This is a genomic window from Seonamhaeicola sp., assembly GCF_028281565.1.
GTDB lineage: Bacteria > Bacteroidota > Bacteroidia > Flavobacteriales > Flavobacteriaceae > Seonamhaeicola.
The window spans coordinates 15,403-41,602 of the sequence record NZ_JANQJQ010000037.1; the positions used below are offsets into that span (position 1 = coordinate 15,403).

The 26,200-nt window shown below is 37.0% G+C and carries 18 protein-coding genes; 9 read left to right on the forward strand and 9 right to left on the reverse strand.

Translation table 11 applies throughout. From position 1 onward, the window contains the following. Positions 1 to 10 precede the first annotated feature (10 nt). Both Q0983_RS15450 and Q0983_RS15455 read left to right on the forward strand, forming a co-directional pair. Positions 11 to 1,519 carry a hypothetical protein gene (locus Q0983_RS15450; protein ID WP_299555380.1) on the forward strand — a complete coding sequence of 503 codons (1,509 nt, stop codon included), beginning with the start codon at positions 11 to 13 and terminating at the stop codon, positions 1,517 to 1,519. Then, positions 1,503 to 2,387 carry a class II fructose-bisphosphate aldolase gene (locus Q0983_RS15455; RefSeq protein ID WP_299555383.1) on the forward strand — a complete coding sequence of 295 codons (885 nt, stop codon included), beginning with the start codon at positions 1,503 to 1,505 and terminating at the stop codon, positions 2,385 to 2,387. Before Q0983_RS15450 ends, Q0983_RS15455 begins: the two co-directional genes overlap by 17 nt. A gap of 337 nt (positions 2,388 to 2,724) precedes the next feature. On the opposite strand, the gene Q0983_RS15460 is transcribed toward Q0983_RS15455, so the two are convergent. After that, positions 2,725 to 3,561, reverse strand: coding sequence for a hypothetical protein (locus Q0983_RS15460; protein ID WP_299555386.1), 837 nt, complete (start codon positions 3,559 to 3,561; stop codon positions 2,725 to 2,727). 30 nt (positions 3,562 to 3,591) lie between these two features. Next, positions 3,592 to 4,467, reverse strand: coding sequence for a DUF2911 domain-containing protein (locus tag Q0983_RS15465; RefSeq protein ID WP_299555389.1), 876 nt, complete (start codon positions 4,465 to 4,467; stop codon positions 3,592 to 3,594). Positions 4,468 to 4,618: 151 nt separating this feature from the next. On the opposite strand from Q0983_RS15465, the gene Q0983_RS15470 reads away from it, so the two are divergent. The 3 genes from Q0983_RS15470 to ctlX all read left to right on the forward strand — a co-directional run bounded on the left by Q0983_RS15470 (position 4,619) and on the right by ctlX (position 7,629). Next, entirely contained in the window at positions 4,619 to 5,878 is a 1,260-nt protein-coding gene (locus Q0983_RS15470) for a HAMP domain-containing sensor histidine kinase (protein WP_299555392.1), read from the forward strand. 3 nt (positions 5,879 to 5,881) lie between these two features. Further along, the gene (locus Q0983_RS15475; protein ID WP_299555395.1) at positions 5,882 to 6,571 is read left to right on the forward strand and encodes a response regulator transcription factor; all 690 of its coding nucleotides are present in this window, start codon (positions 5,882 to 5,884) and stop codon (positions 6,569 to 6,571) included. A gap of 122 nt (positions 6,572 to 6,693) precedes the next feature. Further along, on the forward strand, positions 6,694 to 7,629 hold the full coding sequence (gene ctlX, locus Q0983_RS15480; RefSeq protein WP_299555398.1) for a citrulline utilization hydrolase CtlX: 936 nt from the start codon (positions 6,694 to 6,696) through the stop codon (positions 7,627 to 7,629). Positions 7,630 to 7,634: 5 nt separating this feature from the next. On the opposite strand, the gene Q0983_RS15485 is transcribed toward ctlX, so the two are convergent. Continuing rightward, positions 7,635 to 9,701 (reverse strand): tetratricopeptide repeat-containing sensor histidine kinase, encoded by a 2,067-nt coding sequence (locus Q0983_RS15485; protein ID WP_299555401.1) that lies wholly within the window; start codon positions 9,699 to 9,701, stop codon positions 7,635 to 7,637. Between the two features lie 479 nt (positions 9,702 to 10,180). Here Q0983_RS15485 and argS point away from each other — a divergent pair, with 479 nt between their 5' ends. Further along, the gene (argS, locus tag Q0983_RS15490) at positions 10,181 to 11,965 is read left to right on the forward strand and encodes an arginine--tRNA ligase (protein WP_299555404.1); all 1,785 of its coding nucleotides are present in this window, start codon (positions 10,181 to 10,183) and stop codon (positions 11,963 to 11,965) included. Between the two features lie 21 nt (positions 11,966 to 11,986). On the opposite strand, the gene Q0983_RS15495 is transcribed toward argS, so the two are convergent. From Q0983_RS15495 to Q0983_RS15520, 6 genes are all read right to left on the reverse strand, one after another. Continuing rightward, positions 11,987 to 14,521 carry a sugar-binding domain-containing protein gene (locus Q0983_RS15495; RefSeq protein WP_299555407.1) on the reverse strand — a complete coding sequence of 845 codons (2,535 nt, stop codon included), beginning with the start codon at positions 14,519 to 14,521 and terminating at the stop codon, positions 11,987 to 11,989. Positions 14,522 to 14,687: 166 nt separating this feature from the next. Next, positions 14,688 to 16,316, reverse strand: coding sequence for a DUF1501 domain-containing protein (locus tag Q0983_RS15500; protein WP_299555410.1), 1,629 nt, complete (start codon positions 16,314 to 16,316; stop codon positions 14,688 to 14,690). 13 nt (positions 16,317 to 16,329) lie between these two features. Next, the gene (locus tag Q0983_RS15505) at positions 16,330 to 17,967 is read right to left on the reverse strand and encodes a DUF1800 family protein (RefSeq protein ID WP_299555413.1); all 1,638 of its coding nucleotides are present in this window, start codon (positions 17,965 to 17,967) and stop codon (positions 16,330 to 16,332) included. Positions 17,968 to 18,070: 103 nt separating this feature from the next. After that, complete coding sequence (locus Q0983_RS15510) at positions 18,071 to 20,371, reverse strand: TonB-dependent receptor plug domain-containing protein (RefSeq protein ID WP_299555415.1); 2,301 nt, start codon at positions 20,369 to 20,371, stop codon at positions 18,071 to 18,073. 37 nt (positions 20,372 to 20,408) lie between these two features. Next, positions 20,409 to 21,305, reverse strand: coding sequence for a FecR family protein (locus Q0983_RS15515; RefSeq protein WP_299555418.1), 897 nt, complete (start codon positions 21,303 to 21,305; stop codon positions 20,409 to 20,411). A 246-nt stretch (positions 21,306 to 21,551) separates the two neighbouring features. Next, positions 21,552 to 22,070, reverse strand: a complete 519-nt coding sequence (locus Q0983_RS15520) for a sigma-70 family RNA polymerase sigma factor (RefSeq protein ID WP_299555419.1) — start codon at positions 22,068 to 22,070, stop codon at positions 21,552 to 21,554. 273 nt (positions 22,071 to 22,343) lie between these two features. Between Q0983_RS15520 and Q0983_RS15525 the strand changes: the two genes are divergently transcribed. From Q0983_RS15525 to Q0983_RS15535, 3 genes are all read left to right on the forward strand, one after another. After that, positions 22,344 to 24,101 (forward strand): hypothetical protein, encoded by a 1,758-nt coding sequence (locus Q0983_RS15525; protein WP_299555422.1) that lies wholly within the window; start codon positions 22,344 to 22,346, stop codon positions 24,099 to 24,101. Between the two features lie 336 nt (positions 24,102 to 24,437). After that, a complete protein-coding gene (ffh, locus tag Q0983_RS15530) occupies positions 24,438 to 25,766 on the forward strand; it encodes a signal recognition particle protein (protein WP_299555425.1) in 1,329 nt (442 codons plus the stop codon). Positions 25,767 to 25,808: 42 nt separating this feature from the next. Next, entirely contained in the window at positions 25,809 to 26,180 is a 372-nt protein-coding gene (locus Q0983_RS15535; protein ID WP_299555428.1) for a four helix bundle protein, read from the forward strand. The last annotated feature ends 20 nt before the right edge of the window (positions 26,181 to 26,200 follow it).

Sequence of the window (26,200 nt, forward strand, 5' to 3'; positions counted from 1 at the left end):
TAGTATACTTATGGAAGTTTTAAATAATATATCATTAAAAAAGGGCATTGTTAGTCATTTGTTTGAAAAGGTAATAACCCCTGCTAAACCTGCATATGTTGCCAAAATAGCCGTAGTGGGAATTGGTTTGGAAGAACATTTTGACTGGCAATCCATTTTAGAGAATTACGACATAGCAAAAAAGAGTTTAGCCAAAGCTTTGCCTAAAAATAAATTTGAACTGATCACTTCTGAGCAACCTTTGCAAACTAAAGAGGAGATCCACACCTGGTTGCAAAGTATGCATGCTCAAAATATTGAAGGGCTTATTATTTACCAGGCGTCCTTTATTGCAGGCGATTTAGCAGCAACCATAGCCCGATGGCTGAACCAAAATGTTATTCCCGTTTTAAGTTGGTCCCATGATGAAATAACAGGAGGCAGGTTATCAAATAACAGGCTTTGCGGTCAAAATTTCTTGCTGAATATTTTCAATTCGTGCGACGTGAAGTATTCATGGTTATTCGAATCTCCAAATAGTGACGACTTCAAGTCTAATATTTTAAAGTTTGCAAAATCCGTATACGCCAAAGCCTCTATCAATCAAAAAGCAGTGGGTATGATCGGAGGTTTCCGGGTACCTGGTTTTTACGATTGCGAGCTCAATGAATTATCACTGTTAAATACCTTCGGAATTAAAGTGGACAGAATAGATTTTCAGACTATCTGGCAACATGGGGAGCAGTTTACAGATGCCATTATTCTGGAAATAAAATCAGAGTTATTAAATCATCCGTTGTGCAAGTTTAATAATGTACCGGACGAACAGATAGAGAAATCAATCCGGCTTTCGTTAGCGGTAGCAGATTATGCGCGTATTAATGATTATTTGGGCATAGGCTTAAAGAACTGGCCTGAATTATTTGACCACTATGGTATTGCCGGTGATGGTGCCGGCGCCCTGATCCAGGATCTGGGGATCCCGGTTGCAGATGAGTCCGATATGGGCGCCTTGTTGACCATGGTCCTGATGAATCAATTGAGTTTAGGAGAAGCAGTTCCAACACTTGTGGACTTATCCCTGATTAACCAGGATAAAAACCAAATAGGTTTTTGGCATTGCGGAGGGGCACCAACAAAACTAATTAACGAAGCTACCGGTTATGAAGTAAGGAACCATAGTATCCTGGAAAACTATAGCGTTGAAAGTAGCGTGGGCATGTTATTGGAATTTTTGCAAAAACAGGGGCCGGTAACGATTGCCAAATACCAATACCCGGATGCCGGAAAAGTTTTGGTTTGGGAAGGCGATGTAAGGTCATCAGAAATGGCATTCAGAGGTAGTTATGCAGAAGTAGAACCAAGGCGAAATTCTGCCGAAGATATTTTAAGTACCGTATTAAATAACGGTTTGGATCACCATTGGATTATCGGCAGAGGCTATTTGCAAAAGGGTTTACATGAATTAAATCATTGGTTAGGAATAAAAAATATAGAAATAGATAAAAGTAAAGATCACTTATATGGACGTAGCAATTAAACGTATGGAAAAGGCAGTTTATAATCAGCCATACAACAACCTGCAAGAACTATTTGTAGATTATAGAAATACAAAACGATGCCTGCCAGCTTTTAACGTAAACGATAATTACGATTTAAAAGCGGTGGTAGAATCAGCCGAAGAACTCGATACACATGTGATGGTCATGACCTATCCGCCTGTGGCAGAATTAAATACACCCGAGGTGTTCCGTTCTTTGGTAGACGGATTCAAAAAACAGGCGACAAATGATATTTATCTTCATTTAGATCATAGTACCTCTGTTGATCTATGTAAAAGAGCTATTGATGCCGGTTATGATGCTGTTATGATAGATGGCTCTCAAGTCAATCTTGAAGAGAATATTAAAATGACCAAAGCAGTGGTCGATTACGCCAATAGTGCAGGGGTTGTGGTTGAAGCTGAAATAGGAAAAATTATGGGACGTGGTGTTGAAGTGAAATCAGATAATGATTTTTTAGCCGATGTTGGAGAAGTAACCAGACTCTATGAAGAAACAGGCGTTCATTTAATGGCCATTGGCATTGGAACAGCACATGGGTTTACGCCAACAGAACCTAAAATTCACTTTGACAGGTTAGGAGAGATAGCCGAAGCTATTCCTATACCATTGGTGTTGCATGGAGGCACAGGCATCCCGGATGCGGATATTCAAAGATCGATTGAGATGGGGATGAGTAAAATTAATATTGGTACCATTGTGCATACAACCTATATGAAATATGCTTTGGAAGAAATTCAAAAAGCCGGCGATGGGGCTTATCCGCCATATGTTATGAAGGAAGTATTGCCAAAGATTAAAGATGTGGTAAAAGGCAGGCTTAGAGCCGTAAACTTTTTACAGTAAATAAAGAAACTGTCTAAAAAGCTAAATTTTTGTCAACCTGAACTCCTGTGCTGAGCTTAGTCGAAGTATGTTTCAGGTTCTCATAATACCTTATAACTTGTGAGATGAGATTCTGAAATAAATTCAGAATGACAATTGGAGTCAATTTTTAGACAGTTTCCCTTTTAACTTAACGCATATCGGGGCCCGCAATAAGTTCGAATTGCTATTTAAAAAGTCAACTTAAATTCTGTTGTCAGTTTGAGCCTGTCGAAAACGATCTTGACCATCCAAGGGTTAAACTATTTCGACAGGCTCAATATGACATTTTTACTTAATCTTTAAACAGTTTTTTAAGTTAACACATATCAGGGCCAACAATAAGCTCAAATTTTTGTTTAACTTTTTTACCACTGGAATCTATTGCCGGTTTCCATGCAGGCATATCCTTTATAGCCTTCATTAACAGCTCATTTATTTCGTCATTACCAAAAGAGTTAGTCAATTCAAGATCTTCGGTTTGTCCGTTTTCGTCAACATAAAAAATGATGGAAACTGGTTTGAATTCCTTAATATTTGCAGCTTCAATTTTCTTAAGGCTGTTCTCTTTTAAATAAGAGATCATGTCGTCATAACTGCCAATAAATTCTGCCTCGGTTTCCGGTACAACGGTGAATGACACTTTCATTTGTCTTTCAGCATATTTTTCAGAAATAGAATTTTTGCTCTTATATTTCAATGTAACATTAACAGCATTGTCAATTGGAACATTTTTTAAAAGATCTTTTTGTTCATCGGTCAGGGTTCCGCTTTTACCTGAGGCCGTATAGACTTCGTTGTTGCGTTTAGTGGTAATTTCAACCCAGTTGTAACTGGCTATCCATGAACTGGGATAGTCCGGAACAATGTCATCTATACTTTGGGGGCTTTTTAGTTTACCATCTGATATGGAACGCGAATATTTACCTTTTACCATATAGAATAAATCCAGCTTGTCTTTCTCATCAGCAATTTTATTTTTTTCTATCAGGGCTGGAAAAAAGTTGGTGTTTATGGTAGTTGCATTAAAATTAGCTTTTGAGATTGCTGTTTTTTCAGCTTTAATTTCAGTGTTCTTTTTGCTAAAACCTAAGGCTATAAAACCTACTGTGGCAATGGCAAGGGTAAGCATGGTGACTGTACGTTGTTTTTTCATGATAATTTTGTTTTGTGATTATTTTATTTTTTATTTCATAAGATTACTTATGCGTTCGTAATCAGACTTCAACTGTGTTAATAAACTTTTCTTCTGTTCCTGACTATAGTTCATTGATGGAACTTTTTGCAGGTATTCATTAATCTCCTGAAGTGCATTATTATATAATTTCAAATGTTCAAAAATTCTGATTTTTACCCCTCTCGCCCATCCGTTATTGTTTAATTCAATCCCGGTTTCTGCAAGCTTTAAAGCCTCAGATAAATTTTCTCTTTGATAAAATAAATATTCGGCAGCACCTGCATAAGCATCAGAGTCTTTATTCTTTTTTGTTAATAACTCTGTTTGGATATACCCCTCCGTATCCATGTCTGTAGTTGTTTGAATGTCAAAGCTCACCTGAATATTGGCCCAGGAGATAAAAACCTTGGCGTTATTTGGTATAATATCTATATCGAAATTCAGAGTTTCATAAAACCTGTTTGATGCTTTGGGAATAGCAACAAACCGGGCAACATCTTCCTTAGGATCATAATTAAAGGAGCCATACAACGATGTATTGCTATTCAAAATTACGATCCATTCATTGGGGTTAGGTATTGTGAACAGGGAGTAAATCCCGGCTTCAACAGTTTGTCCACCTACTTTAACCGTTCTGTCAAAATGTATTTTGGTACAATGTCCTGCTCCGGTCCTCCAGACTTTATCCCAGGGCACTAAAGTCCCAAATATTTGCCTTTTTCTAGCTGAAGGCCTTTCATACTCTATTGTAATAACTGTGTTTCCAACGGTTTGAGAAATAGTGCCTTTAGGGCTCAAAGATGGATAAGGGAATTTTGTTACCTCCTGAGCCTTAATATTGAAAGTTATTACTGTGAGTATAATGAGGATGGATCTTTTTATCATGCGTTTTAAATTTTGTTTTGTTCAAATCAAACAGAACCTGAGAACAAATCTAATTGGACATTATTCTTTATTGTGAAAATGAAATGTAAAAAGATGTTAATGAAATGTAAATTCAACAAACTCAAGCAATAAATACTTTAATTTCGCTATTATGTCCGGTAAAACTATACGCTTAATCATCATAATGATGCTCCTGACTCTGGCGGCTTTGTTCGTTACCCAGGCGTATTGGTTTAATAAATCATTTAAATTAGAAGAACGCCAGTTTGATGAAAAACTCAATGTGGCCCTTAGAAATGTTGCAGATAAACTGCTAAAACTGGACAACGATTCTCTCTCAAGAATTGCACCCATAGCCAAACTGTCATCCAACGAATTTTATGTAAGAACAGAATGTTATTTCAGTATAAAAACACTGGATAGCTGTATACGAAAGGAATTCACCGGCCGAGCTATTGATGTGAATTTTGATTACTTAATTTTAAGATCTGATAGTAACGAGATTTTATCTGGCAATACATTAGCTTTATCCAGTGCTTTCAACACTTCGGAAGCGGCTTGTTTGGAACGAACCGATGGTAAGAACAATGTAGATTTTAAGATCCGAATAAATAATAAAACCACCCATTTGTTGGCTTCCATGGGCATCTGGATGTATTCCTCCATGACCTTATTGGTGCTGTTGGCGGTATTTACATTTATAGTAGTGTCCATTATTAAAGGAAAGAAATTAGCCTTGTTGAAAAAGGACTTTGTGAACAATATGACACACGAGTTAAAAACACCCATTGCCAATATTTCGGTGGCTTCTGATGCTTTGAGGCATAAGGAGATGGATAGCTCCAAACAAAAGCAATATGCCGATATCATTTACAAGGAAAATGAGAAACTACATGGACTGGTAGACCAGGTACTGGAGATCTCAGCCATGGAAAAAGAGGACGACACCTTTTCTTTTGAAGACCTTAGTATCCACGATATTATCCAGGAGGTGATTCATAGTTTTAAACCTGTTATCCGGGAACGGCAAGGTAAGGTGCAAATGCATTTGAATGCCAAAGCTTTTAAACTAAAGGGGGATAGAATGCATCTTTCCAACGTGATATCCAATGTCATAGATAATGCCATAAAATATTCCAATGAGATCCTGGGAATTACGGTTGAAACCGCAAACAAAAAGAATGGGGTAGTGGTTGAAATAACGGATAAAGGCATTGGTATAGAAAAGGAAAATCAGCATCGGATTTTCGATAAATTTTTTAGAGCGGAGAGTGGCGATTTGCACAATACCAAGGGCTTTGGTTTAGGGCTTAGTTATGCCAAATCTATTGTAGAAAAGCATAAGGGGACCATGACCTTTAAGAGTGTGAAAAATGAAGGCAGTACATTTTCTATATTTTTACCACTGTAATGTATGGAGCTTAAAAAACACATTCTGCTAGTTGAAGATGACAAAAGTATGGGCTTTCTTTTGAAAGACAGTTTGGAAAGCTACCATTATAATGTGACTCATGCCCCTGATGGTAAAGTGGCTTTGGACCAATTCAATAACCAGCATTTTGATCTGTGTTTACTGGATGTGATGATGCCTCATATGGATGGTTTCAGTTTAGCCACTGAAATTCGAAAGTCTAATGTAGATGTTCCCATCATATTTCTGACGGCCAAGGCTATGAAAGAGGACCGGATCAAAGGTTTTAAACTGGGCGCCGATGATTATGTAACCAAACCGTTTAGTGTAGAAGAATTGGTGCTGAGGATCAAGGCCATTTTAAAACGGGGCTATGTTTTGGAAACCACAAAAAAGCTAATACCGTTCTTAAATTATGAGTTGGACCTTAATAATTTAAGTTTAAAAACAGCTGTTGAAATGATTCAGTTGACTCAAAAGGAAGCCGATATTCTGGCCTTGTTTGTTACCAATCAAAACACCCTGTTAAAACGGGACTATATTTTAAAGACCATCTGGAAAGACGACAGTTATTTCGTGGGTAGAAGCTTAGATGTATTTATTTCCAAACTCCGCAAACATTTTAAGCAGGATGCCGCTATTAACATTGTAAACATTCACGGAACCGGCTATAAGTTTGAGGTAGTGGAGTAGCTAAATTGATAGCTGTATTTTGAAATTTCTTATTAAACAAAAGAGATATTTTCAGTTTAACTAGCAATACTTATTTTGAATCCGAAATAATTATACTTTTGCAGCATAAATTTTAAGTGTAAATGCTACAAACCACAAATACTATTTTAATGATCCGTCCGGTTAATTTCAGAATGAATGAACAGACGGCCGTAAACAATTATTACCAAAAACCTATGGGTGATGTATTGCCGGTAGCGGTCAATAAAAAAGCCAAGGAAGAATTTGATGCTTATGTAAACAAGTTGCGGTCTTTTGGTATTAAAGTGATCGTGGTATCCGATACGGATGATTTTGATACACCGGATTCTATATTTCCGAATAACTGGATCTCTTTTCACCAAAACGGTACTGTAGGTATTTATCCGATGTTCGCAGAAAACCGTCGTCATGAACGTAGGGAAGATGTGTTGCATGTTCTGGAAGACGAGGGGTTTGTAATAGAAAACATTGTTGATTATACGGCTGCTGAAGCTGAGGATGTCTTTCTGGAAGGTACCGGAAGTGTTTTACTGGACCGGGAGAACAGAAAAGCCTATTGTGCCTTATCACCCAGGGCTGATGAAAGCCTGTTTATTGAATTCTGTGAAGATTTTGAATATACACCGGTGGTTTTTACGGCTAACCAAACGGTCAATGGGGAACGAAAAGCGATTTATCATACCAACGTCATGATGTGTTTGGCAGAAACGTTTTCTGTCATTTGTTTAGAGGCCATTGATGACAAAAAAGAGCGTAAAAATGTTATAAAACACCTCAAGGAAACCAATAAAGAGGTAATAGCCATAACGGAAGCACAGGTCAACAATTTTGCAGGCAATATGCTACAGGTTCGTGGCGCTGATGACCAGTTGTTTTTGGTGATGAGCCAGGCGGCTTATGATAGTTTGACAGCAGCCCAGATCAAACAAATAGAAAAGCATTGCCCGATCATTTCAAGTTCTTTAGATACTATTGAGGCCTGTGGTGGCGGTAGTGCCCGGTGTATGATGGCTGAGGTGTTTTTGCCTAAAGCTTAACTTTATTAGGCATCACCCGGTCTTGATTTAGGAAGCTGTACATAGAACGTACTACCTACATTCAGGGTACTTTCAACCCAGATTTTACCGTGATTTAGCTCTACCAGTTCTTTACAGATAGAAAGTCCTAAACCGGTCCCTTTTTCATTATTGGTCCCCATGGTGGTAAACGACGTGTTTTTAAACAACTTCTCTAAGTTCTCTTTGGAAATACCAATACCGGTATCGGCAATACTAATAATACAGCTACCATTACTGATATGATTTGAAATGGTAATGGTATCGCCTTTTTTGGAGAATTTGATGGCGTTGGCCAACAGGTTTTGAACGACGATTTCAAACATACTGCGATCTGCATAAGCAAAATCTCTTAAAGAATGGTCCACCAGGTTAATGCCTTTGCTTTCTATCCGTTTTTCAACAAGCTTTACTTTGTCTTCAAAAACTTCCTGGATATCAAACAAGCTTGGTTTGGGCTCTAAGGATTGCATTTGGGACTTGGACCAATTAAGCAAATTGAAAAGTAACAAAGAGGCATTGTTCGCATTTTCACTTAATTCCGGAATTAAGTTATCAAACTCTTCTCTGGATAACGAACCATCTCTCAATAATTCTATAAAGCCATTAATAGAGGAAAGAGAATCTTTTAAGTCGTGAGATACAATAGAGAACAGTTTGTCTTTTACATTGTTAACGTTTTCAAGGTGCCTGGTTTGCTCCTGGAAAGCCTGGTTTTGCAATTCAATTTTAATGTTCTTTTCTTCCAGCTCCTGGGTGTATTTAATATTGCTGTTTCGTTTTAGGTAAATTAAAATTAAAAAGGTGGAAACAATAGCAAGGGCTGCCAATAAACCATAAAAGATAAGTCTAAACTTATCCATTTTTTCACTACTTTCTAATACAGTTGAAGTACCGGTTGAGGAAACTTCAGTAGTTTCCGGTTCTTCAGGTTTGTCAAAATCAGGATCCAGTTCCAATGGCACCTTAGGGTCTGAAGTCTTGATTTTGACTTTTTCCCTGTCCATTTTATTTTTTAAACTGTAATACTCACGTTGCCAAATAAAAGCTCTATCAAACCTTCGGTTAATAGAGTCTAAAGATTTCATGAGTTTATAATGTTTTAGCAATTCGGTTTTATTGTCAAGTTCTTTTGCTATGGCGCCGGCTTGTAATAATTGTTGTTCGGCTACCTTTAATCTGTTTTGTCTTAAGTTTAAATCTCCCAGGTTATTTAAAGCAACGAGTAAATTGGGTTTGTCTTTTTTTCGATTGGTAATGTTATAACCCTGAACCAGGTATTGTGTAGCTTTGGCATAATCGTTAAACATTAAATATTCACCACCTAATCTTGGGTAAATTTTTCCTCTTACCGAATCATTTTTGTTGTCGGCTAAAACTTTTTCATAATATTCAATAGCTTTTCTGTGTTCTTTTCTGTAAGAATACAATTCGGCTAAATTACTATGTGATGTATTAACACCTTCGGTATCGTTAAGTTGCTCCTGGATCACTAAGGCTTTTTCATAATACTCAATAGCTTTATCATAGGCCTCCACACTATTATAAGCTTTGGCTAAATTGCTATAAGCCAGTTTTAAGTCTTTCCTTAAGTTCCGTTTTTCTAACGCTTCAATGGCAGCAAGCGAATATTGTAAGCCTTTGGCATAATTACCACGTTTGATTTCTATAAGCCCAATGCTGTTGTTAACTTTTGCAATGCCCAAAGTATCCTTTAGGTTGCTAAATAACTCTTTGGCTTTGGTATAACCACTAAGTGCATTGATATAGTCGTCTTTTTGAGCATATATTAATGCTTTGTAAAAGGTTATTTCTGCTATGCCTTTGCTGTAATTAAGGTTACTGGAAAGTTTTTCACTTTGAATAATGTACTTTAAAGCCCTGTCGTAGTCTTCAATCTCGTAAAGCGATTTAATAAGTTTTAAAGAAGTGTCAACCTTTAAGGAGTCCTGGGTCTGATAAGCTAATTCAATGGTGAGGCTATCTATGTCATTGGTTTGGGCAAACCCAATGCACATGGATAAAAACATAATTAAAGTAATTATTCTCCTCATATAACATTTAAATTACAACGCAATAAAACAACCACAAAAGAAGTCTTATTTTGAGGGAAAAGTAAGATTACTTTATTAAGCTGTAATGGTTCGTTAGTGTTTAAAATGTTTCCAAATAAAATTGGACATTAATAGCTTTACAAAACAAAATTTGGAAAAAGACATTTTAAAATCTAATTTCTGGGTTTTAATACCAATAAATTAGATAAAATGATGCTCAAAATTTGGGCCAAAAATCGACGAATAGATAAACGGCAGAAATCATGGAAAAACTACACTTTTGTCGATGAAATGCACTTTATCACTATTCGATTTCTGTAAGATTTCTTTACGGGTTGTCAATTGGCGGTTTGTTTTCCCGATTTAAGCCCGATCCACTCCTCAGTATTAAATATTGTATAGAGTGCTTTCTATACGCTTTTTGTATCAAAGCTTTAATAAAAGTTTTATCTTTGCGCATCTAAAAAAACAGACTGTTAATGAGCCTTCAAAAAACCTTAGAAAACCATGTAAAACAAGCAGTTTCAGCTTCTTTTAACGTAGATATTGATGCTGTAGAGTTTCAGGCAACAAGAAAAGAGTTTGCAGGAGATATTACCGTGGTTGTTTTTCCCATGCTGAGATATGTTAAGGGAAATCCGGTTCAAATTGGGGACACCATAGGTAACTATTTGATTGAGAACGTCAATGATGTCAAGGCATTTAATGTGGTAAAGGGGTTTTTGAATATAGAGATCAGCGACGCTTACTATCTGGATTTTTTTAACGGCATAAAGCAGGATGACAGTTATGGGTTTGTGTCTCCGGGCCCTGAAGACAAGGCTGTTATGGTGGAGTATTCTTCACCAAATACTAATAAACCGTTGCATTTAGGGCATATAAGAAACAACCTGTTGGGGTACAGTGTATCTGAAATTTTAAAAGCCAGTGGCAAAAAGGTTTACAAAACCCAGATTATTAATGACCGGGGCATCCATATTTGTAAAAGTATGCTGGCCTGGAAACGCTTTGGAAATGGTGAAACGCCTGAAAGTACCGGTTTAAAAGGCGATAAACTGGTCGGGAACTACTATGTGAAATTTGATCAGGAATATAAAAAGGAGATAGAAAGTTTGGTAGCTTCGGGAACATCTGAAGATAGTGCCAAAAAGAACGCTCCAATTTTGTTGGAAGCTCAGGACATGCTAAGGAAATGGGAGTCTGGAGATGAAGAGACGGTGTCGCTTTGGAAAACCATGAACGGTTGGGTATATGACGGGTTTAATGAAACTTATAAAAACCTGGGAGTTGATTTTGATACCTTATATTATGAAAGCAACACCTATTTATTGGGAAAGGAGTTTGTAGCTGAAGGTTTAAGATCCGGAGTGTTTCATACAGAGGAGGACGGTTCGGTTTGGTGTGACCTGACCGATGAAGGGTTGGATAAAAAAATAGTACAACGCGCCGATGGTACGGCCGTTTATATGACCCAGGATATTGGGACGGCTATACAGCGTATCAAAGATTTTCCGGATGTGGGCGGCATGGTTTATACCGTTGGTAATGAGCAGGATTATCACTTTCAGGTGTTGTTTTTAATTCTGAAGAAATTAGGCTTTGACTGGGCTAAAAACTTATATCATTTAAGTTACGGTATGGTAGATTTACCCAGTGGAAAAATGAAGAGCAGGGAAGGCACTGTGGTTGATGCTGATGACCTCATTGATGAAATGGCAGCTACCGCTGAAGAGATATCGAAAGAACTAGGGAAATTAGAGGGCTATTCCGAAGAAGAAAAGAAAGCCTTATATAAGACCATAGGCTTGGGGGCTTTAAAGTATTACATTTTAAAAGTGGATCCCAGAAAACGAATCCTTTTTGACCCTAAAGAGTCTATTGATTTTCAGGGCAATACAGGGCCATTTATTCAATATACCTATGCCAGAATTCAGTCTATTTTAAGAAAAGCAAGTTTTAATTCCGATGTCACACTGAGTGACGCCGAAGTGTCTTTACATGCAAAAGAAAAAGAATTACTAAAACAACTGCAATTATTCCCGGAGGTAATCCAAAATGCGGCGTCACAGCATAGTCCGGCATTGATTGCCAATTACACCTACGACCTGGTAAAAGAATTTAATTCCTTTTACCAAAATGTGTCCATTTTAGGGGCTGATTACGAGCATGAAAAAACCTTCAGGGTACAGCTTTCCAAAACAGTAGCCAATACCATTAAAAATGCGTTTAGCGTTTTAGGCATTCAGGTTCCTGAAAGAATGTAATTTTGCGAAAAGCCGTTTCGATTATTGTATCGTAACCTGAACTGTATCGCCTTGTAATCCTTCGCCGTTAGCAACGATATCAACGGTTCCCGTTTGGTCTTTTGCCTGCACTATTAACAGAATCTTTCCGTTATGGGTAGTGCCTTTATTCGATTGGAATTTCTCTATACTGTTTTTCCAGCCACTATCTACGCCTAATAACTTCGCCGCTCCATTAATGGTAAAGGTGATTGCTTTATTATCACTTTTAACCGGGTGTCCCTGGTCATCGAATAATTCCGCTACTACATGCACAACATCTTCGTTATTTGCTTTAATAGACGTAACATCGGCTGATAATACAACTTTAGAAGCTTTTCTGGCCGTAATAACTTTTGATTCTATCAACACCCCATCTTTAATGCCTTTGGCTACCAAAGTCCCTTCCTGATAAAGAATAGCCCATTTAAAAATGTGTCCTACGGTTTCGGATAACTTTTGTTTTCCTAATGATTGTCCATTCAGGAACAACTCTACAGTATCGCAATTAGAATAAATTTCAGTTACAACCGTTTCGCCTTCCTGGTAATCCCAATGCTCGTTTACATCCTGCCACCTCCAGAGGTAATGTTTCCAGCCATCTTTCTTCTTTTCTACTAATTGCTCATTCTCAATTTTATAAAGCGATTTTTCAAGTGTTTGGGTAGCCATATGGATCATGGGGTCTTCGGTCCATAAAGACTTCATCATATAATAAGACCCCTTAGGGAAACTTGCTGTATTGATCATGCCGGATGGTTGCACCCTTGTTGGCCAATCCTGCCTGATCTCTCCCATATAATCGGCTCCCGTCCATAAGAAGGTCCCGGAAATAAAAGGTCGCTCCATAATAGCTTTCCATTCATGGTACTGGGCTACGTTTTCCGTACCCATAATGGGTTTGTCCGGATAGTTTTTATGTCCGTAATCATAAAGAACTCTTCGGTAACTATAGCCAACAATATCCAGGGCATCGGCATAGCCTGATAAGTGACTGGAGGATGGTAAAATACAGTTCGCTATTACAGGTCTTGTGGTATCCAGCTTTTTCGTCCATTTAGATAGTTTTTGGGCAGTCTCACCAATATCGTATTTCCCCCTGGGAAGGGTTTCCATTAAATGCCTGATCTTTTCAACGGAATGCGGTGGCTCCGACCAGAAATAGTTTCCTTTCCAGCTCATATTATTGAAAAAACCTGTAGTGGCTGCATTTCTGGGATAAGTCCACTCAATTTCATTACCAATACTCCATTGGAAAATAGAAGGGTGGTTACGGTGACTTAACATCACATTGGTTAAATCTTTATGGGCCCACTCATGAAAGTGCTCGCCATAACCCCTGGTAATGTAATCTGTACTCTTTTCTTCCCACCTGTTATATCGCTTGTCTTTAGGGTTATCCCATTCATCAAAGAACTCATCCTGCATTAATAATCCCATTTCGTCACAAACTTCTAACAATACTTTAGATGCCGGGTTATGAGAACTGCGAATGGCATTACAGCCACCATCTTTTAAGATCCTTAATCGTCTTTTCCAAACGCCTTTTGGCACGGCGGCACCAACCAAACCCACATCGTGATGCAAACAGACGCCTTTGATCTTCATGTTTTCTCCGTTTAAGAAAAAGCCTTTGTCCGTATCAAATTTGATACTTCTGATTCCAAAACGGGTTTCGTAAGAATCGAAAAGGGCTCCATCTTTTTTAATTGTAGTAACCGCAGTGTACAAAGACGGACTGTCTATACCCCATAACCTTGGGGTTTCAATCACTACTTCCTGAGAAATGGCTTTGCTGCTTGTTTTGGTAACTTCAATATTTTGAGAAACCACGGCGACCTCTTTTTTATCTTCGTCCAGGAAGGTTGTGGTGACTTCCACTTCTTCATCCTGATCAAATGCATTTTGAACAGAAACTTCAATGTTTACTTTGGCCTGCTCTTTTGAAACCTCCGGAGTTGTAACAAAGGTTCCCCAAACAGGAATATGTAATTTTTTATCGGTTATTAAGGCCACTTCCCTGTAGATTCCTGCGCCTGAATACCAACGGCTATCGGCGTATCTGGAGTGGTCTATTTGTACGGCCAATACATTGTTTTTTCCGTCTTCTTTCAAATATTTGGAAACTTCAAAGTAAAAAGGAGAATATCCGTAAGGGTGAAACCCTAATTGATGGCCATTGATAAAAATGGTGGCATTATTATACACACCATCAAACAATACATATACTAATTCATCCTTATCAACAGCTTTGTCAAACGTTTTGGTATAATAGCCATATCCTTTGCCTGGAATATAGCCTGTAGCCCAGGCGTCTTTTCCTAAAGATTCATCAAACTCGCCTTCTACAACCCAATCGTGAGGAATGTTTACTTTTTTATATTGACTTTCTTCAATTTGGCTGAATTCAACTTCCTTTTCACTTAAGAAGAAATTCCAATCCAAATTAAAGTTAGCTTCCTGTATCGGGTTCTCAGCTTTTGTACAAGATAACATCAGGAAAGATAGGATCCCAACAACTAAATACTTTTTACTCATTTTGAATATTTTTAACAATAACAAAGATGGGCATTTTGTATTTAATAACGGTGCTAACGGTATAGATTTGAACTAGACATTTCCTATACTAACAAGGGATATACCCTTAAAGAAGTAAATCTCTAAAGAGGTTTTTATTTTTTAGTTCAAAATTGAAAAATGAAACTTAAATTTTAATCACTTTATGGATTTCTTTTTTACCACCGGCAAGGACTTCAAAAAAGTAAATGCCGCTACTGTATTTGGATAAATTGACACTCGCTTTACCGTCAATAACTTCGCTTGTTAGGTCCACTATAGGAACCCCGGAAGCATTATAAATCCTGAAACTTACATTCTCAATGGGGTCAATACTTGACATATTGATGATATCTCTAACCGGATTTGGGTATAGTAACCAGTTTTTATTACCCGCATGAGGATCATTATTGCTGGCAGTACAATTCTTTGAAACGTCAAATTCAGCTCGTAATATGTCCTCAATTTTTAAGTTGGTAAAACTATCGTTAAGGGAATGATTGAAAAACGTATTGTCTATGATATTGTTATCTGCTCCTAAAAAGTCCTGTAACAATGTGGCGAAGGTTTGTCTGTAATCATATTGCACCGTTTGAATTTGCCAGTTGTTACCCTCAACAGCTTCCGATAGGTTAGGGTTGATTCCGGTCATGCCTCCGGAAACAGGTTTTCCAAAAACGAACATAGGTGCTATTTCACCATGGTCTGTACCCAGGTTTCCATTTTCAGCGGCTTTTCTTCCAAATTCCGAAAAGGTTACACTTACCACATCATCCGCTAAGTTTTGACTTTCCAGGTCTGTAACAAAAGCTTCCATGCTTTCTGATAGTTCCGTCAATAATTCGTGGTGCCTGCCTAAAACATCACCAGAAGCCTGTACCTGGGCATTGTGGGTATCAAAGCCACCTATTCTCACCATATAGATTCTGGAACCCAGATCCCCACTAATTAAGCGTGCTACGGTTTTTAACTGGTCTGCCAGATCGGTATCCGGATAAGTAACATCGTTTTGGCCTTTGTTGAATGCCGTGGATATGGATTCGGCATAAATATTGGTTAAGGCATCCGTATTGTTTATAAAATCCAATTGTTTTCCATAATCCGAATCAGGAATATTTAAGGGCGGTTCACCACCTAAACCACTTATTATATTATAAAAGCCGGCAGGGTCTTGTCCTGTAATATTTAATGATAGACCATGAGCTTCTTCGGCATGAAATCCAAGGGAGGTTTTGTTAGAGCCAATCTCAACCGCTAACGGGAAATTTTCCACGATCAAATCAGCATAGTATTGTTCCATAAAACGCCCCATCCAACCGGTATCTGCACCATTTAAAAGACTGTTGCCATCATTACCGGTGAAGTACAGATCGGTGGACTTAAAATGACTTTTATTCTGCGACGGATAACCCACGCCCTGAATAATTCTTAAAACCCCTTTGTCATAAAGTGATTTAAAGCCTAATAAAGCAGGGTTTAAACCAACCTGTTGCTCATCCGGAAGGGTTTCATCTAAAGCGATGTATTTGTTTGAACCGCTCTCAGGAACTTTTATAGTTGGTCTTAAAGTGCTGTAGGCGTCATATTGATTTAACGGAACCAGGCTATTTAATCCGTCATTGGCACCATCTAAATTTACCAGAACTAATTTTCTGCCAGATAGGTCCGGACATTCAAAATAAGGCGTAAACGATCTTAATGCCGCTTGAATTTGAAAAGGTGTTAATCCAACAACTGAAGCTGTAGCCGATAGTTTTATAAAATTTCTTCGTTTCATAGTGTCGTAGCTTTTACATTAGTTGGAATTCTGCTGCATTAACCAGGGCAACTATTAGGGAGTCCAGCCTTGTTTTAACAGTGTTTTTGTCATCTTCACTATGCGTGTTTATATACTGTAACCAGGCTCCGGTCCAATAGTAATCATCAGCATTGCCAATTAAAAATGTTTTAAAGTAGTTAATTCTATCTGTATCAACACTTTCGGGAAACATTAAATCAGTTAAACTGGAGACCAGTGTATTAGGGTCCTGAGCTGCATTGGCGTCTATTTTATTTTCTACAAATAAAACGGTATCTAAATCGGCACGAATATAATTCTGAGTTAGGATAGCAGCTACCAGGGTATACCTTCCAATAATAGTATTGGACGAAAACCAATTTCTGTCAAACCCCGGTTCCTGATAATAAGCAGGATAACCGGCTACAGAGTCCGGATTATAAAATTCCATACCGGATGGCTGAAAATATCCGCTACTAATGTACCAATGGAAAAAGTTTCGGTAAAAATAAAGCGGTTCTGTTTCCGGATCCGGATATGTGATTTCAAATAATGAAAACACTTCACAAAGTAACTGTAACGGACTTTTTATAATAGCACCGATAATATTATCTGTAGCATCACTGTCGTCAGCATCATAAAAATGTTCGCTGGATAAGAGTGTTGTTACTACAGGTAAAACGTCGTAATCATTGTTGATTAAAATTTCTGAAAGTGGCTCTATAATATCTGTTTCCGCTGTTTCGGTAATCTCGCTTTTTACAAAGTATTTATATAGTTTTCGGCAATATGCCTTAGCCGTTTCCTGTTGGGCAAAAACCATTTCAACAAAATCATCCAATTCATCAAACATTGTTTCGGCAGTACTTCTACCTGTAATGACCTGATTATTAAAAGCACTTGAAAATGTTTTATCATTTGGGTCATGTTGATTTGCATTGGCATAGCCTATTGGTAGATTAGTATCCGGGTCTATATTGCCATTTCTGTCCCATTGTTTTTTAAAACCGGAAAATACTTTGGCGGCCTGTTGTATATCTACTTCAGTGTAATTGGTGTAATTACCCTCACCAATTTGTTCGCCTTTTAAAATGGTGAATAATTCCAAATACTCTCTTGCGTAGTTTTCGTTAGGGTTATTCTTGTTATTTTGTGTATTGTCCAAATAATCTAACATGGCATTATCCAGTGTTATCTTTTTGGCTAACTCTTTTATGTTCCCTAAAGCATAAAAATCCAGTAAACGCATATGATCAAAGAAAAAAGGCGATAAACCTACTCCATTATCTTTTGCAACTGTAAAACAAGTATGGAAAAAGAAGGACAGTTTATATTTTAAACTTACCTGATTAAAAGCATTATGCCACCACCATGCGGTAATGTAAGCCCGTTTTCTAAACTGACCATCAAATGTGTTAGGATGTTCCGTTGAAGAGGTCCAATAACCGTCGGGCGCTTCAGTTGGAAGCGGGTCATAAGGTTCTGCTAAAATGTATGGAACATTAGTTGTCAGGCTATTAACTGCGTCTATGGCTGACATCCCCACAAAGGTGTCCAGCTGCTCTTTTGTATAGTTAAAAGTAGCTCTTCTAAGTAAGTGTTTAGCTTTCCTTAAATCTAAATTTGAACTAAGCGGATTTAGTGAGGCCATACTTTAATTTTTTTCAATGTAAATAATAATTCACTTTTACCGATAAAATGAATATAATATTCGACAAAATGCAATTTTTTAGACCGAAAATCTTTAAAAAAAGCTAAAAATGCACTCTAAAACTTACATTTGGCGTTAGGCCCAATGACTCATTTTGAACAGGTATAATCTCATCTTCAATAACGGTATAGTATTCATTGATAATGTTTTTCCTGTTTAAAACGTTCCAAATCGAAGCTCCAATGGTAGCTTTCGAGGTCCTTGAGATATCAAATGAATAAGTAGCAGAACAATCTGCTCTTAAGTAATCTTCTAAATTTTCGGCATTAGGACTTTGATAATTTATAATAACATTACTTTGATTGTTCAGATCAGCAGGATATGTTGTAGGCCTGCCGGAATTCCAATTTAGTCCGACAGCCAGTTTAAAATTATTTTGTGTATAGGTTCCTGCAAAGGTAACAGCGTGCCTGATATCATTATTATTCGGAAATTCGTTGCCGTTGTTTAAATCCGGGAACAAATAGTTGTTTTTGCTAAAGGAGTATGAAATCCAGGTACTTATGATATCATCAAATTGTTTGTTTAGTAATACATCTACACCTTTGATTTCATAGCTGCCAATACTGTGAACAAATTGATATTGGTTCTGAAATCCCTGGCTTCTGGTTGTAATACCATCCACTTTTTTAATATAGGACTCGGCACTGATCAACAACTTGTTTTTGTTGTAGTGAATACCAGCCGAAATTTGCTTACTTTTTTGAACGGGAACAGGATAAATGGTTTGGTTTTCTTTTTCAACAACTTCCGTATTGTCGTTTGAAAGTACCCAACGTCGTTTTTCAATGCCCAGAAAATCGTTTTGTAAGTCGATGATCTGTGATGTAAACTGACTTTTATATTCACCTAAAACTTCAAATCTGAAATCGTTTAAAAAGCGTTGACTAAAACTTAATCTGGGTTCAACAAAGGCCATTTCAAACTTATCCAGGTAGTTTAAACGAGCGCCCAGTTTTAACTTGGTTTGTGCGCCATAAGATAATAAAGCGGTCTCTCCGTAAAGCGAGTGACTCCTGACAACCTCTTTTATATAACGCCTAAAGCTTGGATTGTTAACATCTTCTAAATTACTGATCCCCACTTCATTTAATTGGTAACCGCCATTAAACTTTAATTGATAATTATGCTCATAATTGATGTCAAGTTTTATAGCACGGTCATTTACCCTGTTCTCCTGAATTAACCGTTGATTATTTATAACATCATGGTTGGTAGCATCCAGATCGTAATTGGATGCGTAGACCTGTGCTGTGGTTGACAATTGATCTGTCCAATCTCTGGTATATGTAATTCCCAAAGATAGATTTTGTTGTGACAGATTACTGTTTAAAGCTTCGGTTCTATCATTGATAGTGGACTGTTCATCATAATTAAACCTGTTGTTTATGTTTAAAAAGTGAAACCTTAGTCTGTCTTGTTCCGTAATATCATATAAAAACTTAGCGGTAACATCATAAAAATAAAACGACTCATTTTGAGAGATCGAATTTCTGACGTTATTGCCAAAATCTGAATCTTGAAAAATACGTTTGAAGTACTGATCGTAAGTAGCGGTTTCAATTAAATCGGTCACCGAACGGCGCGACGAAATTTGTAACTCCGTTTTATCTGAAAGCGGAATTTTAGCAAATCCATCGGCATTAATCAGGTTTAAACCCAGTCCGGCTTTAAACTCATTATCGATATCATCCGGTAATTGCATGTCTATAATACTGGAAATACCATCACCGTATTTGGCACCGCTTCCGTTTTTATAAACGTTTATTTTTTTTGTGATATAAGGGTTGAATGCTGAAATAAGCCCGAAAAAATGACCGGATTGATACATTTTTATACCATCCCAAAGCAATAGGTTTTGGTCATGAGTACCACCTCTGACATTGATGTTTGAAACGGTTTCATCTGTGCTTAAAACGCCCGGTAATGACTGTATGGTCTGTAAAACATCAGGTTCTATTAACCCGGGAAGAATACCAAAGTTTTCGGGTTTTATGGTGACAGATCCATCGTTTAATTTTGTTAAACCTGTTGTAAGGAAATTGGTAACAATGACTTCTTCAAGGGTTTGTATTCTAAAACTGGTTCTCTTTTTTTTTACAGGCTTTATAACTACAAACCTGTTGTCCAGCAGTTCAAAATCCAATTGGGTTTCTTTTTTAAGAATCCTTAAAGCGTCTTCTAAAGGTATGTCTTTGGAGGGTAACATAGCTTTTTTGTCTTTAACAGTTTTATCAGCATAAGAAAAGCTAATGTTGTATCGGTCTTCCAATACACTTAAAACGGCTGTAAGTGATTGCTTTTCTTTTTGAACGGTTTGCGCCCCTAACAGAGTAACATTCAAAAAAAACAGTAAAATAAAAAGAGAAAAGAGTCTTTTTCTATTCACGCTTTAAGATTATAGTATCGCCTGATTGACTATAAGTTAAATGTAAAGGCAAGGTAATAGATTTTAAGGCAACTTCAATACTGTCATGTGTAAAATTACCTGTGAATACCTCTTCAGAATCTACTCCAATTAAAGTAATATCAACATTGTACTGTCTTTCAAACTCTGCAATGACTTGTTTGTAAGGCAAACTTTTAAACTGGCTTTCGTTATTTAACCACGAAGGTGTTAAGCTGTTTTCTTTTTCTTTAGCAATCATTTTCCCATCGATAATTAAAAAACTGTCACCAGGATTTAATTTTGTTTCTTGAGAATTAAAAGTAACGCCTACCAAACCTTCGTAGCAAATAACCTCAAAATAATTGTCCCTTTGTTTTACATTAAATTGAGTACCATAAACCGTTACGGTTCCTGTTTCTGTTATAACGTTAAAAGAAGAGCCCTTGGCAACCTTAAAAAAGGCCTCGCCCTGTAGTTCAACTTCTCTGTTGTTTTTCCATGAATTCTTATTGAATACCAAAACCGACTTTGCATTTAACGATACACTGGATGCATCCGGAAGCTCAACCGTAGTTTTTTGAGCCATGTCTGTGGTAATTGTAGTATCAATAGTTGTAGTGTAATAATAAAGGCTAAAACAAATGGCCAGAATAGCAGCAACACGCAGCAATGGTTTTATCCAATGCGTCTTTTGCTTTTTATTGCTTCTAATAGTAGATAACACACTTTCAAGTTCTTTTGAAGCATCATATTCCGGAGCCTTAAACCCTTGTATATTGTTGTTTAACTTCACCAAATCATCATAGTCTTCAAGGTTTTTAAAGGCTTGAAGTTCCTGATCATTCAGATCGTTATTTAACCATTTTAATATTAAAGTTTCTCGTTCCATGATTCCTTTATTCAACTATATAACAATTAAGTTTTATTTTTTCCTACCCTTGTCATTTAATTTTTTTTCAAAAGCTTAAATTTCAGTCTTCAGTCTTCAGTCTTCAGTCTTCAGTCTTCAGTCTTCAGTCTAAAGTATACAGTACTCAGTATTTATTATTCAGATTCTGTCTTTATTCTATGCTCTCTATTCTTTGTTCTTAATACCTTGTACTTCAGTCTTCGCTCATTGGTCTTCGGTCACCTGTCACAACTCCTGAATCTCCTCCCGCAATTTTTTCAAAGCGCCATAAATCCGTTTTTCAACGGCTTTGGTAGATATGTCCAAAATATCGGCAATCTCTTTAAACCGTTTCCCTTCAACACGATTCATCATAAATGCCACACGTTGCGGTTCGGTTAAATTTGCCAGGGCTCTTTGTAGTTTATCATTATATTCCTTTTCACGCATTAAAAATTCAGGACTCTCATTGGTGCTCATTTTAGGTTTGGCAATTTGTTGGTGCTTTAAAACCACTTTTTGGTGTGCCGCTTCATTCAACATTAAATTGTTAGCAGTAGTAAAAAGAAAACTTTTAGCCTTGTCCGGTGTTATTTTAGAACAGTTTTCCCAAAGTTTTACAAAGGCTTCCTGTGCCTTGTCTTTTGGGTTTAGCAATTCTCCAAACTTATAATATAAAAAATTGTGTAGGTCTTTGGCGTGTTTATTAAATATAGATGAAAAAATATGCTCAGCACAAATATTGTCATGTAGTTGTTTACTCATGTTTGTTGGTAGTTGGTTGCACTCAAAAAAAAACTCCTCGAAGCTAAGCGTAGAGGTTTCCTTTAAAATTGTCATTCTCGCGAAAGCGGGAATCTACGTAAAGAAATATTAACAGTAATCTATAATATTAAGCATAATATTTCTTTACGAAAATAAGGCTTTTTAGAATTTGGAATTTGGAATTTGAGATTTTTTTTGAGTTGCAGGGTAGGAATTTTTAAAGTTAAATTGTTTTATCACCAAAAAGCTATGTTGAACCCAAAATCAAATATCATGAAAACTAATTGGAGAATTTTACTATTACTACCTTTTTTTGCCCTTTTAATGTTTACATCATGTCAGGAAGAAGTAGTTGACATTACTGAGCCTACAGAAGCGGAAGCTTTAGTGGCTGATTCAGAATTAACAACCTTTGTAAGTGCTACTTCAAAAATGGACGGATCTAGAGACAATATTATAGACCGTGCCAGCTGTATATCTGTTAAATTACCCCTTACGGTTATAGCTAACGGATTAGAAATTATTATCGATTCGGAAGAAGACTTCGAAGTTATTGAAGCCATCTTTGACGAGTTTGATGAAGATGAGGATAGCCTTGAAATGATCTTCCCTATCACCATTATCAATGCAGATCATGACGAAGTTGTCATTAATAATGCAGATGAGTTAGAAGCTTACGTTGAAGAATGTGGTGGAGAAAATGAAGAAGACGATGACATTGAGTGTATAGACTTTAAATACCCTATTTCATTCTCAATTTTTAATGCGGACTTTTTAATTATTGATACCATTGAAATTGAAAATGATGAGCAATTACACCGTTTCATAAAACGTGTAAGAAACAATGAGGTGATTGCAAGTATTAATTATCCGGTTACCATGGTATTAGCTGACGGTACTGAAATAGAAGTGAACAGTAACGAAGAGTTACACAGAACTATTAAAGAAGCCAAGGATGCCTGTGATGAAGACGATGATAATGATCATAATGATGACGACTTCACTAAAGAACGTTTAGATAACTACTTGGTTAAATGTCCTTGGTTAGTAAATGAATTCAAAAGAAATGCTGTTGCTTTAACAGATAGATATTTTGATTATGCTATCAACTTCAAAGAAGATGGTGTTGTTGTGATGAGAGCCAGAAATGGTGATATGCTTACAGGAACCTGGGAAACCAGAATTGTTATGGGAAGAGGTGCGAAGTTAAAAATGGAGTTTGAAAACTTAGCTGACTTTACATTAGAGTGGTTCATCTACGAAATAGCAGAAGGTAAAGTTAAGATTTATGATGGAGACGGTGGAAGAATTATTATGCATCGAAATTGTGATGTAGTTATAGATCATACTATAGAGCGTGTTGAAAACTACCTGCAGGAATGTTTATGGAGAATAGCCAGGTTAAGTGTTGACAATACAGATAATGAAAAAGATTATATAGGTACGCCACTTAAGTTCTTTGAAAATAATGTTGTTAAGATTAGAATTAACGGTGAGTTAGTTGAAGGTACTTACGAAGTATTTGTTGTGAATGCCGGTGGTCCTATTGGATTAACCATAGAATTAGAAGGCAGACCAGACTTAAAACTTCACTGGTTAATCACATTCCTAGGTCCGGATCTGATCAAATTAGAGAATAACCATAATAGAATGGTACTTAAAAGACACTGTCCTGATGTAGATGATGACCTAAACTATATTGATGACGTATTAATGTCCGGTATCTGGAAAGTAGCTTCATATATGGTTCAGGATGCAGATTTAACTGAGAACTATCTTGATTACGTCATTGGATTTGGTGAGGAAGGTAAATTATTTGCAGAAGGCGATGGGAGAAATATTGTTGGCTCCTGGTTATCATATAGACATGAAGGATTGTTTTTAGGTGTTAAATTCGATGATGATATATTAGGTGAGTTTAATCACAGGTGGAGAATTAAAGAAATCACTCCAAATAGAATTGAGCTGAAAGATTACTCAGCAACCGGAGCGATTGAGCGTGTATTAGTTCTTGAAGCAACAAATAATTAAAGTTGATTGGTTAATAAAAAAGAGAAACTTGGATTTTCGGTTTGTTAGGTTAGTTAGCTAAGTTTCCTTTAAGGCTGTCAGATTTTAAATTTGACAGCCTTTTTTAGTGAAACTCCATTTTGAAAAAGTGGGTAACACGAATTCAAAATGGTTAGTTGAACTAATCCCGAATTTATTTCGGGATCTCAGGTATAACTCTTTGAGCACCTGCCTACCCGTGGTATTGAAAGCAGGCTTTACTAAGCTATAATTAAAACCCAATCATTTTTATTAACCTGGCTTTATAAATACACCTCAAATACGTAACTTTGCACTTCTTAAAATTTCAAGAAAATTATGTTTAATAATTTAAGTGATAAATTAGATAAAGCCTTACACGTATTAAAGGGACACGGGAGTATTACAGAGGTTAATGTTGCAGAAACTTTAAAAGAGGTTAGACGTGCTCTACTTGATGCGGATGTTAACTTTAAAATAGCCAAAGAGTTTACCAATAGGGTTAAAGAAAAAGCGCTGGGTCAAAATGTATTAACAACATTACAGCCGGGGCAATTGATGGTTAAAATTGTAAAAGACGAATTAACCCAGCTTATGGGTGGTGATGCTGCCGGTATTAATTTGTCTGCTACGCCGAGTGTTATTTTAATGTCCGGTTTACAGGGTTCCGGTAAAACAACCTTTTCCGGTAAATTGGCTAATTATCTTAAAAATAAAAAGACTAAAAAACCTTTATTAGTGGCCTGCGATGTGTATCGTCCGGCTGCGATAGATCAGTTACATATAGTTGGTGACCAAATTGGTGTTGAGGTTTTTAGTGATAGAGGTAATAATGATCCGGTAGCTATTTCAAAGGCGGCAGTAGCGCATGCTAAAGCTAACGGGCACAATGTGGTTATTATTGATACCGCAGGTCGTTTAGCAGTAGATGAAGCCATGATGACCGAAATATCAAACATTCATAAAGCCATTCAACCGCAGGAAACTTTATTTGTGGTAGATTCCATGACCGGTCAGGATGCTGTAAATACGGCTAAGGCATTTAATGATGTCTTGAACTTTGAGGGTGTTATCCTGACTAAATTAGATGGTGATACGCGCGGTGGTGCTGCTATTTCAATTAAATCTGTTGTAAACAAACCCATTAAGTTTATTGGTACCGGTGAAAAGATGGAGGCTATTGATGTGTTCCATCCTTCACGTATGGCGGATCGTATTTTGGGTATGGGAGATGTGGTGTCTCTTGTTGAAAGAGCTCAGGAACAGTTTGATGAAGAAGAAGCCAGAAAGCTTCAAAAGAAGATTGCCAAGAATAAATTCGGCTTTGATGATTTCTTAAAGCAAATCCAGCAGATCAAGAAAATGGGGAATATGAAAGACCTTGTTGGAATGATCCCGGGAGCCGGAAAAATGATGAAAGATATTGATATTGATGACGACGCCTTTAAAGGGATCGAGGCTATTATTTACTCCATGACCCCTAAAGAAAGAGCGAATCCATCCATAATAAATGCCAGTAGGAAGAAAAGAATAGGAAAGGGTTCAGGGACTTCTGTTCAGGAGGTCAACCAGTTATTGAAGCAATTCAATCAAATGAGCAAAATGATGAAGATGATGCAAGGTGGCGGTGGCAGAAAGATGATGCAGATGATGAAAGGCATGCGTTAATCTAGTATTCAGTAACAGTCACAGTTTTCAGATTTACTAAATATGGATTTTAAAGAGTTATTGGCCTATAAAAAAGCATTTGAATTAGCAATGGAAATATTTGATGTTTCAAAGTCTTTCCCAAAAGAAGAAACTTATTCTTTAACAGATCAGGTTAGAAGAAGTTCTCGTTCAGTTTGTGCCAATATATCTGAGGCTTATAGAAAAAGAAGATACCCAAAACATTTTATAAGTAAGCTGACCGATGCGGATGGAGAGAATTCTGAAACAAGTACATGGTTAGACTTTGCTTTAGCCTGTGAATATATTTCACGGGAAGATCATTCGAAATATTCTGAACAAGGAAAGGAAATTGGAAAGTTAATAAATTATATGATTAATAATCCGGCTAAGTTCGGAGCTAATGATGAGTGATTAGTACTGTGACTGAGACC